The organism is Nonomuraea sp. ZG12, from assembly GCF_052068115.1.
Lineage (GTDB): Bacteria > Actinomycetota > Actinomycetes > Streptosporangiales > Streptosporangiaceae > Nonomuraea.
Map to the genome: position 1 here is coordinate 72,208 of NZ_JBQHCW010000001.1, position 14,463 is coordinate 86,670.

The following is a 14,463-nucleotide window of genomic DNA, read 5'->3' on the forward strand; positions in this document are numbered from 1 at the left end:
CCTCCGTTAGTTCACGGGTGGCGTGGCTCGCGGATCAGGGGCGGCGCTCGTGCGCTGCCTTCGAGTGATCCCGGTTCTCGGCAGGGTCGGAGCAGGGCTGAAACGCTCACGCGAGGCGTCGCGGATGGCCTGTTCGCGACCTTGGACAATCGGTGGCAGAGGGCGGGTGCGCAAGGTGAAGGCGTGGGTTTGCTGACCGTCGACGATGAGCCGCGCGGCGGCTTGGTAGGCACCGAGGTGAGTGAGGTCGTAAGGCGTGATCAGCGGTGCGGTGTGGTGCTTGAGGTCATTCGCGTCCTTGGGGGAGGCCGCGAAGTAGATCTTGTTGCGGGCGTCGGCCGAGAGGGCTTCGCGGAGGTCGGCGGGGAGTTGATCGAGGTGCTGATGAGCGAGGACCAGCGAGAGGCGGTAGCCGCGTGCCTCGGCCAGCACGTCGTTGATGTGACCGGGCAGGTTGAGGAAGTTGTGGCATTCGTCGATCACCAGGGAGGCGTCCGGCCGCTTGGCCTCGGCGACGTTGGCTCGCCGGGTGGCGGCCTGCCAGGTGTGGGCGAGCAGGATCGAGCCGAACAGCCTGGCCGCGTCGTCCCCCAGGATCCCCTTAGGAAGGCGGGCGAGGACCAGGCCGCCCTCGCCGAGAAGCTGTTCCATCGGGACCGTGCTGACGGGGTTGGCGAGGGCGTGCCGGATGAACGGGCGGAGCAGGACGGCGCGCAGTTTGTTCATGACGGGGCCGATGACCGTGGCCTGGCCTGCGGGAGTGAGGGCTTGGTACGACTCCCAGAAGCCGGCTAGCAGCTCATCGTCGAGCCGGGCGGTGATGCGGGCGCGGAAGGCCGAGTCGGTCAGAAGCCGTGGCACTTCGGCGAGGGTGGCCCGCGCGCCGAGCACCCTGGTCAGGGTCAGGCAGGTGGAGCGGAGAAGGTCGTCCACCCGCGGTCCCCAGGCGGAGGAGAAGCAGCGGTGGAAGATGGTGACGATCGAGTCGACCGCGAACGCCGGATCATGACCGGCGAGCACATTGATCGCAGGGGGACGACCTCGGTCCTGCGGATCGAACACCACGGTCTTGCCGATCACCCGTTCGGGCAGACGAGCGAGGATGTCGGTGATGAGATCACCTTTGGGGTCGATGACCAGGGCGCCTCGGCCGGCGTGAGCGTCGGCGAGCACCAGGTTGGCCAGGAGAGTGGATTTGCCGACGCCGGTGCCGCCGAGGATGTGGGTGTGATGGCGGGCGTCGGCGACGGGTAGCGCGACGGGCCGCGTGTGGCCGCTGTCGCTGTCCCCCAATGTCCGGGCCGGTCCATGCGCCTGATCGCGTGGGATGGCCGGTGACGGGGCTACAGGGCGTGCCCCGGCGCGGGTGATGCCGGGGGCATCGATGTCCCAGGGCAGGTGGGCGAGCGCGGCCACCTCGGCGACCGACAGGAGATACCCGGTGTCCAGACGGCGCGAGCCGGTTACTTTCGCCACGCGGATCAGGCGTGCTCGGCGCAGGTACTGGTGGCCAGAGGTGAACAAGGCGAAGACGCCGGCCAGGGTATGAGCCTGGCCTCGGAGTCGCGCGCGTACGGAGTCGTTGTCCTGGCTGCTGGCGACGGCGTAGCGAATGGCGACCTGATAGCGCGGTTGGTTCGCCTTGGCGAGGATGGCGCGGACTTGTTCGGCGCGTTCGGGGAAGGCACGGGCGAGATCACCGAACCGGTGGCGCCCCGATGTGGGCGCGAGCTCGTCGAAGAGCTGACCGACCGGGCTGCTGGTCTTCGCACCGCGCAGGGCCGCCGCCGCACGGTGTGCCCGGCGCAGGCGCTTGCCGGTGGTGGGCCGCGCCAGGATCTGTACGAGAGCCTGTTCTCCGTCGCGAAGCTCGCTCATGGCGGTCAGCAGGGATCGGACCGGATCATTGGAGTGGTCGGTCCTGAGGGGGTAGTGCTCGGCTTGGCCGAGCATGAGCCGTCCGCCTGCCAGCTGCGCAGCAGGAGACAGCGGGCAGGATGCGAGCTCGCTGGTGGTCGTCGCGCCAGGCCAGGCCGCTCGGATGGCCTTCTCCACCATGCCGGGCGGGATGGTGCCGGGAACCCAGAGCCGGATCCGCACGCCGGAGTCGTCGCCGAGGTACTCCCACACGAGGTGCGGTTGGCCGGCGAAGAAGCGTTTCCAGACGGGCCGGAGTAGCCCAATGAGCTGGCTCCAGAGCACGACCGCTCCCGCTGGCTCGCTCACCGGTGGAGAGGAGATCTCGATCAAGCGGGCACCCGGCTCCAGTTCCGCATGGCGAATCCAGCCGAACAGGCGGCGTACCAGCGCCACCGCCGAGAAGAGCACGAGCAGGGAGATGGCGATACGTGGCCCATAGCCGATCAACAGGTCAGGCAACCGGGTGGGCAAGTCTCGGAAGAACGCGAGAAATACCTCTATGTCGCGCTCATCGACGTCACAGATCAGGCACGGAGAAGGAGCTGTCACAGCGGGTCACCGTCGGCATCGTCGTAGGCGGTCTCGGAGTCGAGTGGCTCAAGTGGTGGCGCTTGCGCGTCACGCAGCTCCAACCGCGCCAGCTCGGCGGGATCGCTGGTGATCAGCTCGGCCTCGGCGAGTGAGGCCACGACGGTCAAGGCGACTCGGCTGGCGGGCCCAGCCACCAAGAGGGCTTCACCACGTTCGGCGGTGAGCAGGAATTGCCGTTCACCGTCGGTGAGGTCGAAGGCGTCGCCGACCGCGCCGATCGCCTGGGGTGCTTGGCGGAGCAGGATCTGGCTGGCGGCGTTGGCCACGATGGCTTGGCCGAGCTCCGTCCCCAGTAGGTCGGCGGCGTCCTGGGTGATGACGGCGAGCCCCGCCCAGTGTTTCCGGGCGGCCTTTGCCATCCGGAAGAGAAAGCGGGCGCCCTCAGGCTCGCGCATGAGCAGCCAGGCTTCGTCGACCACGACCAGGCGCTTTCTACGGTCTCGGGGATTGGCCACCCGCCGCCAGATGGCGTCCAGGGCGAGTAGCGTGCCGACCGCTTTCATCTCGTCGGGCAGGTCCCGGAGGGAGAAGACGATCAGATGGCCCGTTGGCGTGGTCGTGGTCGGCCCGTCGAACATCTCCCGGTACGAGCCGGTCACGTACGGCGTGAACTGCGCCGCTAGCGATTCGGCACGCTTGGTGCCCTTCAAGGTGGCGACGAGGTCGCCCAGCAGCGGCGCGGGACGGCCCCAGGTGGCAGGGTCTCGGGTGATCCCGGCTGCGGCGTACGTGGCGATGATCGCCGCGTCCAGCGCTGCTCGATCCTGAGATGTGAGCGGGCCGCCGAGCATGGTCGCTGCGAGGGTCTGCAGGAAGAGCGCCCGTCGGGCCAGGACGTCGTCCTGAGGCCCGTGGCTGGCGGGCAGATCGAGCGGGTTCCACCGGACTCCGGCCGCACCGAGCCGCAGGTGGGTGCCACCGACGGCGCGGGCGAGAGGCGCGTACTCGTCTTCAGGGTCGACGATGGCGACCTCGACGCCCTGATACAGCAGTCGCAGGGTCTCCAACTTGGTGAAGAAGCTCTTGCCGGCGCCGGAGCGGGCCAGGACGACGGAGTTGTGGTTGTCCTGGGCATACCGGTCCCATAGGACAACGCCGGAGCTGGTGGCGCTCAAGCCGTACAGCACTGCCGTGTCACCGACCGATGCGGTCAGGTCAGGAGAGGCGAAGGGGAAGGCAGCCGCCAGCGCGGTGGTGTCGAAACTCCGCCTCGTCCGCAGAGCGTCGTGAGCCAGCGGCAGGCTGGTCATCCAGCCTTGCAGCGCTCGGAACGTGGTCGGCTGGGCATCCAGGAGCAGAGAAGCGGCCAGCGCCTGGACGCGTTCGACCTCCGCAGCGAGCTCTGGCTCCTCGTGGGCGTGAACCGTGAGGTAGAGGCCGACCTTGAACAGGCGGCCGTGGCCTCGGGCCAGGCTGTCGGCCAGGTCGGTGGCATCGTCGGCGGCGGCCTCGGCGGCGAAGTCTTGCAGGCGTCCATGCTGGGCGTCGGAGCGGCTGGCCGATTCCAGGCGGGCGAGCTGGCGGCGTAGCCGCGTCGCAGCGACGGCTTGCGGGATCGGCTCGATGTGCAAGGAGACGTCCAGCCGGCCGGGATAGGTGAGCAGTGGTTCCAGCCAGCCTGCGCCGACCTCGCGGGGGTAGCCGACGACCGCGAAGGAGGCGGCGACTCCGTTCGGGAAGGTGAGGGTGCGTCGGCCGACCTCCAGCGCTGATGGTGCGGCAAGAGCGCTCGGAGCTGATGCGTGATTGCGGCGGCGTAGTTTCATGGACTCTCCTGGCTGGTGGTGATGAGGTCGTCAGGCAGAGCCAGACCGGCGGGGTGCCAGCCGCCTGGGTCCAGGCATTCGGTGAGCACCTGGTGCGCCTCGCGCGCGTCGAGGAGGCGGGTGGTGATGCCGAGTGCGGCCAGTGTCCGTTCGGTGTCGGCGGCTCGGCGCAGGACGACGGCTGCGCAGGCGTCTCGCCGTACCGACCGACGACCGCTCGCTGTTGAGTGGTCGCGTAGAACGACGAGGACCTGGCGAGTCAGCAGGTCACGGGAGGCGTTCAACTCGTCCAGGAAAGCGATGTGCTGGCTGGCGGCATTGGAGAGTGCCGGGTGCGGCAGCGATCGAGTTCGTTGATCGAGAGCGTCGATCACAGCAGCGAGATCGACAGGGCAGGCACGTGCGAGGATCTGCACGGGCGCTTCCAAGGAGTTGAGCCACCGGCCGAACGCGCCGACCAGCGCGGCCTGCTCGCCGGCCGTGCGCAGGTGGAAGGACAGGGTGGAGGTCTCCACCAGTACGGCGACGCCTCCGTCGGCCAGCTCAAGGGCTCCGTCGGTCCGGATCGCACGCACCGGCAGCCGTAGCGGTGCCGGTAGTTTGCCGCGCAGGCGGCACCAGCGCGGCGGCTCGCTGACCCCTTCCGGCGCGGCCACCATGCGCTTGGGCGAGCGGCTGAACAACACGGCGGCGAGAGCGAACCGGTCCAAGCTCAGCCCGTCGCGATGGCCGAGAGCAAGAGCCAGGCCGAGCGCGACCAGCGGCAGCAGGAACGCCGCGAGGATCACGATGGGCAGGACCTGGTGGAACAGGTAGTAGACGCTTGCTGCCGTGGCTCCCGTCATCGTGACGATGAGGATCTGCCGGAAGGTCAGCCCGTAGGCGATCTTGTCCGGGCGATCGATGTCGACAGGAATTCTGGCGCTCAGGGGCTCGGACTCGTTCACCTGTTCCGCCTCCTTGGAACGCGCCGCGGTGGCGGGTCCAGACGTAGCCGGAGCTGGCCGGGGCGGGGTCGTCGTCTGGGCATGCCGGGGAGCATGTCCTGCACGTAGGGAGGCCGGGGACGGATCCATGGCGCGTTGGCCGGGGGAGGAGCCGGTGCGGAAGCGGGCGGCCGGGGAACACGCGTGACCGGGAACGGCAACGCCAACTGACGCCCACGCTGAGGCGAGGCCGGAGCCGACGCTCTCGCCTGGGGTGGAATGCCGAGCGGCAGCGCCAGCTGCTGCGGTGCATGATTCCCGCCTGGTGCGGAGCGGGTAGAAGGCGACGGGTTCACGGGCTGCGCTCCTGTCGGTGGCCGGTTGGAGTGCGGGCGGCGTCGTGTCGTTCGGGCCACGGAGCTACCGCCCCTGGAAGGTCGCCGACGATTCGCGGCGGTCTTGGTTTTCCGCGCGGCGGCACCCCTACTGGCCGTGCCGAGCGCCTTGGCCGCGCCCAGCGTCTTGTAGAGGATCACCGTCTTGAGCAGGCGTTTGAGGAGCTGGGGTTGGGCTTGACGCCAGATGGTCCGCGCGACCCAGCTCGGTATTTTGATCAGCACGTACAGCAGGCCGATCAGCATCACGGTGTCGATGGCCCGGCTGACCGTGGGCTGCACCACCGCCAGAGCTTCGTCCCCCGCCTGGGTAGGCAGGAAGGCGTCGGTCCAGAACACCTTGAAGGCGAGGACCAGCGCGAGGGCTTGCAACACCTGCATGGCGAGGAGGCCGGTGATGGCGCGCCACCACAGCTTGGCCATGCCTTCGGTCTGCGGTAGCGCGTGGCACAGGAGCGCGAGTGGGGCGACGATGATGAGGAACAGCAGCAGCGTCATGCGCAAGATGGCGACGAACACCAAGATCGTGGCCATCACCACGGCGACCGCGACCATCAGCACCAGGTAGAGCACTGTGCCCTCGGGATCGCTGATGAGGCTGCCGACCTTGCCGGCGAGGAAGTCCCCGACGCGCTTGCTGTCGACGCCCCCTTCCAGAAGAGCGGCGACCAGAGCATTGCTGAGCTGGACAGCGTGCTCGCAGACGACAAGCGAGAGGTTGAGCATGATGGTCGCCACGACCAGGCGCGGCACGATCTCGCGTGTGGTCGTGGAGGTCTGCACGCTGCCGTACGCCATCACGATGACGCCGCCTGCCAGGACGAACAGCAGCAGTAGGGCGTTGGCCACCAGCCGGACATGATTGGACAGGTCATGAACGCGGGCGAACATGGATGGCGGCGGAGCCCAGAGCAGAGTGCGGCCGATCATGACGAAGGCCGGACTGACCGCCTCCGTTACGAACTTGGTGAACAAGCCGTTCACTGCCTGGTTGATCTTGCAGCCGATGTCCACCCAACTGCACTCGTCCGTGCCCGCGGGCTGGGTGGGCGAGATCCAGATGTGCGGCGACGGAGTGGGTGACGCCGCTGGCTGTGAGCTGGGGACCGGGCTTGGCGTCGCGGAAGCTGAAGCGGAGAGTAGGGCAATGACGGCGCTGGTCAAGATGATGGCCGCGAGGACACTGCGAAACCACCGGGCGAGCTGCCCAGGTGGGCGTGATTGATGCTGGCGGGCCATCGTCAGGAACCGACGATGCCTTTGAGGATGGTCACCAGCAGTGGGGCGAGGACAGCGATCCCGTAGCCGAGGGCGGCGTAGCGCAGGGTCTTCTTGGCGGCTTCGACTTCGCCGGGGTCGCCGCCGGCCAAGATGTAGCGGACTCCACCGACGGTTAGGAAGAGGGTGGCCAGGGCGACCAAGAGGCCGACGATGACGTTGCGCAGGTTGTCGATCACCGCGTTGAGCGACGTGGGGCCCTGCGCTGGTTTAGCCAGGACGCTCGTGGCGGTGTCGGCGTGCGCGAGGGCGAGTTCGAGCAGGGTGCCCAGGACGATACCGCCGAGGATGACGGCGGCGATGAGCAGAACGCTGAACGTACAGCCTGGTGTGGTGGTGCGGCGTGGGCGGGATGTCATGGTTCTTGCCTCCCTTAAGACTGCTGTTCGGTATTGGCTCTGGTGCCGAAGAAAGCGGCGCGGAAGGCGCCGAGCCCGGCGTGGGGCCGGGTGGGCGTCCTCCTTCGCGAGAGCGGGGCGGTGGCGTCCGGTGGTGACAGGGACCGGTGGCCGGGTGCGGCCTTGACTGGGCCGGTGCCGTCCGCGCTGCCTTCACCTGGACAAAGACCAGGTCGAAGAGCCGAGTTAGGACATCGGTGCCAGCGGATTTTGCTCACCTTTGACTGGCGAGCCACCGCTGAAGCCGCTATCGGCGGCTTGGCAGGTCGCCGTTGAGAATGGCCTGGTAGAGCGCGATTTCGGCGCGTTGGCGGCGCTTGAGGGTGGTGCAGTAGAGCAGCCCACGGCGTCGGCAGTAGGAGCTCAGGGAGATGCCCTCCAGCCGCGTCAACCCGATCAGCTCCGCCTCCTCGGCGGTGATGAGTTCCTGGTGTACGGCTTGGGCGAGGAGCAGGTCAGGGTGGCCGGTTGGGTGGCTGAGCTCCCGCTCGCCCGGATGCTCGGGATCGGTGAGGAGGAGGGGCCGCTCGGATGCGTAGGCGCGGATGACGGCGAGCTGGGTGAGCCGGGACAGGCGCAGCACGGGGTGGGACCAGGTGAGCTTCACCCGGCACAGTGCGTGCATGTAGGCGGCCAGCACCTCGGCCTCCAGATCCTCGCGATCGGCTCGCTGGTCACCGGTCTTGTCGGCCAGGGCCCTGGTGAGCCGACGCAGCATGGGGAGGGCCAGCGCGACGGCGGCGACCATCCACGATCCTCGGTGGGTGCGGGCCTGGTCGATGAGGTGGCGCCAGACGTGGTCGCGGGTGGTTCGTGAGCAGGACGGGTGCAGCAGGATCGCTCGCAGCTCATACAAGGGGATCGGCCGGGCGGGTAGGCCGTGCCCGAGTTCGGTGCCGTCCACTGACAGAGGTTGCGGACCGCGCATCAGCAGGTCGAAGGCGTGTTCGGCCACGTCGAGCGGCAGTGATGACTTGCCGCATCGGCTGCGATGTCTCACGCAGGCGGGAAGATCATTAGCGGCCTGCTCAGGGAGGTCGACGGCTGAGCCCTCGGCGCTGTGCTTGGTGACAGCGGGCGAAGTGGAGCCGGTGAAGAGGCGGGCCGGTACGTGGAACATGGCAGCTCCCGAAGTCGGATCGGTTCGGACGCTGCTCATCCCGCCAGAGAGCCCGGACGCGAACCGGGCACGATTCGGACAGACGTCGGGCAGGGGAAGAATCACGCAAAGATCAGGTCATGCGCCGGAATCGGTGCTGACCTAGGAAAACGCTGATGTGGCTTCATCCGGCCATGAACTGGCGTGTTCCGGTGCTTGGAGCACCGCGCGCGAGAACTGCTTTGACCTGCGCATATGGAGCTGGCGAAGTTCACCGGTCAAGGTTGCGTCAACAAGGCGTCGGACGATCGTCCGAGTCTTGAGGGGCAGATGGCTGGTGATGCTGGCTGGTACGGCGCAGGCGGGCACTCTGCTGCGCGCCGGTGATGACAGCTGAGACGGCCTCGGCGGCTCTGCGTCCTGCCAGGAGCCGTACCTCCTCCGGCGGGTCGCGGTCATCGAGGATGAGCAGCAGCCCGTCGTCAGCCACATGGGTACGCACACGCCAGCCCAGCTCATATGGCCGGCCGCGCGGGCTGCTCGCCGTACCTCCGCCACCTCGCCCAGTTCGGCCACGGCGTCGCAGCTGAGGATCAGCTGGCCGTAATAGCTGCGGTACTCGGGTTTCAGGCAGGCGTCCATCGTCGCGTGGAGGTGATCGACGAGCTTACGGAAGCGGCGTTCGGCCAATTCGTCCTTGGCGGCTGCCATCTCATCACCCCTCATTGGGCCTGCTCTTCGTGAGCTCACCTTCAGCGTAGGCCGCTGAGCCCGACTGGCGGAGCGAACGCATGCCCTGGTGCCGTCATCGTCGGCTGACTGTCCGAGTTTTGTACGAGAACGCTGTGACCTGGAGAAACGCTCCTTTCGGTTGGCTCGATCCTCCTGCGAAACGATCGCAACGCACTACGTCGGCGGGCGCACGGAGTTGGACCTCGTCCTGGACCGGGAGCCGTAGGTGCCAGGGCGCCTCATGTCTGGCATGGCGGCTATCGGCTGGCTCTGATGGAGAACATCAGCGGGATGCGCGGCTGTCCTTCCGGCACCTGGTAGCGCCCGTCGCGGGCTTGCAGGGTTGCGAAGCGTTTGAAGAGTATGTGGTCGTGCTCGTGCAGGAAGTCGATGCGCAGCTCGGCTGCGGCCAGTGCGGAGATCACGTCGCCCAGGGTGTGCTGGAACTGCACGGAGGTGGTGTTGGTCAGTTTCTCCGAGCCGGTGTAGGTGTAGGGCTCGTCGTAGACGTGTGGTTCGTCGTCGAAGTAGTCGGAGGTGACGGTCGATCCGGTGGCTTCGTCCAGCATGTCGGTGACCGGGTGGAACTCTGCCAGGTACAGGAACCCGCCCGGCTTCAGCAGGGCGGCCACCACCTCGGCCCAGCGCCACAGGTCGGGCAGCCAGAGACGAGTGCGCCGATGCCGGTGTAGACGATGTCGTAGGTATCTCCCAGGGCGATGGGCGCGTCGTACACGTCCGCGGCGACGAAGCGCGCCTCCAGATCGCACTCCCGCGCCAGCGCGGTGGCGGTCTCGACGGCCTTGTCCGACAGATCGAGGCCGCTGACCCGCGCGCCCCGCCTGGCCCAGGCGAGGGTGTCGAGCCCGAAGTGGCACTGCAGGTGAACCAGTGACTTGCCGGTGACGTCACCGACCTCGTCGATCTCGAAGTCCCGCAGCGGGTCCCCACCCGCTTTGAAACCGGCAACGTCATAGAAATCGCTGGCCACATGGATGGCCACGCGCCCGTTCCAGTTAGCGCGATTGACGCTCAGGTAGTCGATCTCGCTCATGCCCGTCGAGCTTAGAGACGCACCAGATCATGGCCAACGGGATATTCAGCGCCATGGTCGAACTCCGCGCCACCGCCGGCTCGATGCCCCTCGTTCGGGGGTGTGATCAGGCATTACGGTTCCTTTGCGTGACGGGCTGTCCCAACTCGTGCCTGGTGGCAGGTATTTGAAAGAGGTGACAGGGATCAGGTGGCCTGGGTGATCGGGCCACATCACCGTGACACCACAACCCATCAGTTCCACCCGTTCCTTCCACTTCACCGGCTCCGACCCTCAGGCCGTCCGCGAGCAGGCTCAGCGGCATCTGCCGTTGAGCGTCTGGCTGGCCGCAGCTGACACCGAGACGATCCCCGTCTGCGGTGCCGGCTGCTGCGTTCCGGTGAGTGGGCCGCTAGCTCGCCAGCTCGTGTCGGCATGCACCCGGCTCGGCGACACCGTCATCCACATCGGCGCCACTGATCACCAGGTCATCTCGGCGGCGTTGTCGATGGGTTGCCGTGCGACGGTTGCCTTCTTCGACTCGGTCCAGGCCGGGGTCGTCTGGACGCGGCTGACCCGTTCCCATCCCGAGCACGATCTCCAGGTCGCCGACCTGCGTGTCACTCGCCCCGAACACGTCGGCCCGGTGCTGACCGACTTGGCCGAGACAGCCGCGCTGGTCGTCATCGAGCAGGCATGCACCGCCGGTCAGTCTGCCGCTGCGGGGTCGTTCGACGTCGAGTCGGCGGGGGCGCTGGTGAAGCCGGGCGGCTATCTCGCGGTGATCACCGGCCTGTGCCATGCCGAGAACGGAGTCGTTGACCCGGCGCCGGGGATCATCGCGCGGGCGCGGCAGGTGGGTCTGGTGTATCTGCAGCACATCATCGCCTTGCGGGTTCCGGCCCGTGGTGAGCGGATCGACCCCGTCGTCTCGCCCTGCGCGGTGACGGTGGCGCAGGAACTGCGTGGGTGGGTCGGGCCATCGGACAGCGCGAGGGTGCACTCCGATCTGCTGCTGTTCACCAAACCTGCCCAGTCGGCGCCAGCGAAGACCGGGGATCAGCAGACCCGAGCTGTAGCGGCGCAGGGCGACCCGGACACGACGGTACGGCGCGAAGAGGAGCGCTGATGGTCGAGGTGACGGCGTCGGTGTGGGCCACCGGGCAGCGGCAGTCGCGGGCGCAGCGGCAGGGCCGGTACGTGTCGGAGTCGATGCGGCATCCGGGCAAGATGCTGCCGTCGATCGCCGCGAAGACGATCTCCACCTACACCCAGCCGGGCGAGCTGGTGGTGGATCCGATGTGCGGGATCGGTACCACGCTGGTGGAGGCCGTCCACCTGGGGCGGCACGCGGCAGGGGTGGAGTACGAGGAGGGCTGGGCTCGGCTCGCGGTCGCTAACCTCGCGCTGGCCAAGCGGCAGGGCGCGTCGGGGTTCGGCCGTGTGGTCGCGGGGGACGCGCGTAACGTCGCCGCGCTGCTTCCGGACCTGTGCGGGCGGGTGGCGCTGGTGCTGACTTCACCGCCCTACGGGGCTGCCACGCACGGCCATATCCGGTCCAGCCGTGACACCGGCCTGCCGGGGGTGCACAAGTGGAATCACCACTACTCCCGCGATCGGGCGAACCTCGCCCATCAGAGCCTTCCCAAGCTGCTGGAGGGGTTCGGCCGCATCCTGTCCGGATGTGCTGAACTGCTGGGACCGGGCGGGGCAGTGGCGATCACCGTCCGTCCGTACCGGGTGCGGGGTGAGCTCGTTGATCTGCCGGGCCACGTCCAGGCCGTGGCCCAGGAGGCGGGGCTGGTGCTGGCAGACCGGGTCGTGTGCCTGCTGTGCGGGCTCGGCGAGGGCAAACTGCTCAACCGGGCGTCGTTCTTCCAACTACACGAAGCACGTAAGGGCTGGGCGCGCGGGCTGCCGATTCACGCGGTAGCGCACGAGGACCTGCTGATCTTCGGCAAGCTGCCGGCCCCACCACCCACAGATCGCTCACCGGACACAAGGTGCCGACGACCGGAGTGACGCCATCCGGGCAGGCAACGGCGCGGACGCCGGGCGGAGCGGTGACCAGCGGATTTTGCTTGACGCGGGCGGTGAAGGTGGGCGTCGATACCGCCGCCACCCGATCGGCCCCACGCCCGGCACGCCCCTGTGGGCCGTTGTGACCGCCCGTTCATGAACGGCGGCTATTAGCGGCACCCAGGGGACGCCGGGCAGCCGAACGGGGGCGTAGCGCCCGCCGCCCGCCCACACCCGATCCGGCCCCAACCCCGGCCTACGCCCGATGCAACGCCGGGACCCAACCCTGCTTCTGCGACACGGAGGTGATCAATGACCAGTCAGACACCACTCACCCTGGCAGCGGTGCAGGACCCGTCACAGGCCGAGACTCACGGCGCCCGAGCCGTCGACACTCCTCCCGTGAGTGTCGACGTCCCGATTGGGCACGCCCCGGAGGTGATCGGCCTGATCGAGGCGGGCCGTCTGCTCGGTATGGGCCGTACCAAGGCATATCGACTGGCCCAGGCGGGCCAGTTCCCGTGCCGGGTGTTGCGGATCGGCGGCCGGTACGCGGTACCGGTACGCGGGCTGCGGGCGCTGCTCGACCACGACGGCGAGAGCCGTCCCCACACGAAAGAAGGGTGAACACGGTGGCGAACGGAACCACCTACAAGACCTGCGCCTGCAAGGACCCGGCGACGGGCAAGAAGCTCGGCAAGTCGTGTCCGAAGCTGCGCCGTGGCGCGGGCGGCAGCGAGCGCTGGAGCAGCACGCACGGCACCTGGGCGTACCAGCTGGAGCTGCCCGCCCACGCTGACGGCCGCCGCCGCACCCCGTTGCGGCGCAGGGGCTTCACCTGCCTGGAGGATGCCGAGACCGAACTCGACCACGCCCGCGGCCTGCTCGCCCTCGATGACGACCCGGCAGTGCGCAGGCAGATCGCCACGCTGATGCTGTCGGTCCTCAAGGACACCAAGAAGCTGCCGGATGCCGAAGAAGTGCGGCGTAAGGTCCGTACTCATCAAGACCTGAACCGGCACGTCACCGTCGGTGAATGGCTGGAGGAGTTCCTGGGCCGTAAGCGCCGGATCGAGCCGACCACCCGGCGCACGTACGAATCACACATCCGCCTCTACCTTGCCCCGTATCTCGGCACGATCAGGCTGGACCGGCTCCGGGTCTCCGACATCGCGGGCATGTTCGATGCGATCGAGGAGTTCAACGACGTCATCCGCACCGAGCGCGCCAGCGACGACCCGGAGCGGCAAGCGACGGTCCGCTACCGGCGTCCGGTCGGCCCGTCGACCGTGCACCGTATCCGCGCCACGCTCCGCCATGCCCTCAACATCGCGATCAAGCAGGATCGGCTGCTGGACTTCAACCCTGCCGCCGCTGTCGAGCTCCCGCCCGCAGTGAGGTGTAAGCCGCTGGTGTGGACCGAGACGCGGGTGGCCCAGTGGCGTCTCGACCACGAGGCGCGCATGGCCGAGGTCCGGCGGGCTCGAGGCGGCAAGCGGATGGATCCGATCGCTGTCTACATCGGTACGTCCCGGCCGTCGCCGGTCATGGTGTGGACGGCTCCGCAAACGTCGGCGTTCCTCGCCTACGCTCGCCGGGATCGGCTGTTCGCCCTGTATCGGCTGATCACCTTGCGCGGCCTGCGCCGTGGGGAGGCGGTCGGGCTGCGCTGGAGCGACATCGACTTCCATGCGGGAACGATCGGGGTGCACTGGCAGATCACCCAACTCGGCTGGCAGCCGGTGCAGGGCAAGCCGAAAACCGAGGCCAGCGACCGCACGATCGCCGTCGACGCCGAGACCATGACCGTCCTCAAAGAGCACCAGCAGCGCCAGCGCAAGGAGCGGCTGGCCATGGGCGAGGACTGGGTCGACAGCGGTTTCGTCTTCACCGACACCTTGGGCAGGCCGCTGCACCCGCAGCATGCCACCGACGCCTTCTACTGGCTGGCCTACCAGGCAGGGCTACCACCGGTGCGATTGCACGACCTGCGCCACGGCGCGGCCACGATCATGCTGGCTGCCGGAGTGGATCTCAAAATCGTGCAGGAGACCCTCGGGCACGTCTCCTCTACCTTTACGCGCGATACCTACACCAGCGTGTATCCCGAGGTCGCGGCAGCCGCCGCCGAATCCACCGCCGCTCTGCTCGCCGCCCAACCAGAGTCGCCCCGGTCGAGCCGTTCACGCCGATCAGAAAGCCGTCAGCGGGCATTGTCAGGTGACGGAGGCGGCACTGTGATCACTCTGCCCATCGCTTAGATCACGTTCCGCACCTCAGCGGAGACAAGGGAGGCAGAGCCTGCC

At 68.1% G+C, this 14,463-nt stretch carries 13 protein-coding genes; 4 read left to right on the forward strand and 9 right to left on the reverse strand.

The window, feature by feature from the left end:
- Positions 1-6: 6 nt before the first annotated feature.
- The 9 genes from ACTMTF_RS00240 to ACTMTF_RS00280 form a co-directional block, all read right to left on the reverse strand.
- Entirely contained in the window at positions 7-2,367 is a 2,361-nt protein-coding gene (locus tag ACTMTF_RS00240; protein ID WP_441108663.1) for a type IV secretion system DNA-binding domain-containing protein, read from the reverse strand.
- A 98-nt stretch (positions 2,368-2,465) separates the two neighbouring features.
- Positions 2,466-4,277 carry a VirB4 family type IV secretion system protein gene (locus ACTMTF_RS00245; RefSeq protein WP_441108664.1) on the reverse strand — a complete coding sequence of 604 codons (1,812 nt, stop codon included), beginning with the start codon at positions 4,275-4,277 and terminating at the stop codon, positions 2,466-2,468.
- Entirely contained in the window at positions 4,274-5,224 is a 951-nt protein-coding gene (locus ACTMTF_RS00250) for a PrgI family protein (protein ID WP_441108665.1), read from the reverse strand. Before ACTMTF_RS00250 ends, ACTMTF_RS00245 begins: the two co-directional genes overlap by 4 nt.
- A complete protein-coding gene (locus tag ACTMTF_RS00255; RefSeq protein WP_441108666.1) occupies positions 5,221-6,612 on the reverse strand; it encodes a hypothetical protein in 1,392 nt (463 codons plus the stop codon). The genes ACTMTF_RS00250 and ACTMTF_RS00255 overlap by 4 nt, the downstream gene beginning before the upstream one ends.
- A gap of 227 nt (positions 6,613-6,839) precedes the next feature.
- A complete protein-coding gene (locus ACTMTF_RS00260; RefSeq protein ID WP_441108667.1) occupies positions 6,840-7,235 on the reverse strand; it encodes a pilin in 396 nt (131 codons plus the stop codon).
- Positions 7,236-7,521: 286 nt separating this feature from the next.
- Positions 7,522-8,394: a hypothetical protein gene (locus tag ACTMTF_RS00265; protein ID WP_441108668.1), complete on the reverse strand. Its 873-nt coding sequence runs from the start codon at positions 8,392-8,394 to the stop codon at positions 7,522-7,524.
- Positions 8,395-8,535: 141 nt separating this feature from the next.
- Positions 8,536-9,084 carry a hypothetical protein gene (locus ACTMTF_RS00270; RefSeq protein ID WP_441108669.1) on the reverse strand — a complete coding sequence of 183 codons (549 nt, stop codon included), beginning with the start codon at positions 9,082-9,084 and terminating at the stop codon, positions 8,536-8,538.
- A gap of 278 nt (positions 9,085-9,362) precedes the next feature.
- Positions 9,363-9,737 carry a hypothetical protein gene (locus ACTMTF_RS00275; protein ID WP_441108670.1) on the reverse strand — a complete coding sequence of 125 codons (375 nt, stop codon included), beginning with the start codon at positions 9,735-9,737 and terminating at the stop codon, positions 9,363-9,365.
- Positions 9,722-10,159, reverse strand: coding sequence for a class I SAM-dependent methyltransferase (locus ACTMTF_RS00280; RefSeq protein WP_441108671.1), 438 nt, complete (start codon positions 10,157-10,159; stop codon positions 9,722-9,724). Before ACTMTF_RS00280 ends, ACTMTF_RS00275 begins: the two co-directional genes overlap by 16 nt.
- 310 nt (positions 10,160-10,469) lie before the next feature.
- On the opposite strand from ACTMTF_RS00280, the gene ACTMTF_RS00285 reads away from it, so the two are divergent.
- From ACTMTF_RS00285 to ACTMTF_RS00300, 4 genes are all read left to right on the forward strand, one after another.
- Positions 10,470-11,267 carry a hypothetical protein gene (locus tag ACTMTF_RS00285; RefSeq protein ID WP_441108672.1) on the forward strand — a complete coding sequence of 266 codons (798 nt, stop codon included), beginning with the start codon at positions 10,470-10,472 and terminating at the stop codon, positions 11,265-11,267.
- Positions 11,267-12,160, forward strand: coding sequence for a TRM11 family SAM-dependent methyltransferase (locus tag ACTMTF_RS00290; protein WP_441108673.1), 894 nt, complete (start codon positions 11,267-11,269; stop codon positions 12,158-12,160). The genes ACTMTF_RS00285 and ACTMTF_RS00290 overlap by 1 nt, the downstream gene beginning before the upstream one ends.
- Positions 12,161-12,559: 399 nt before the next feature.
- Positions 12,560-12,784: a helix-turn-helix transcriptional regulator gene (locus ACTMTF_RS00295; RefSeq protein WP_441108674.1), complete on the forward strand. Its 225-nt coding sequence runs from the start codon at positions 12,560-12,562 to the stop codon at positions 12,782-12,784.
- 5 nt (positions 12,785-12,789) lie between these two features.
- Positions 12,790-14,418 carry a tyrosine-type recombinase/integrase gene (locus tag ACTMTF_RS00300; RefSeq protein ID WP_441108675.1) on the forward strand — a complete coding sequence of 543 codons (1,629 nt, stop codon included), beginning with the start codon at positions 12,790-12,792 and terminating at the stop codon, positions 14,416-14,418.
- Positions 14,419-14,463: the final 45 nt, after the last annotated feature.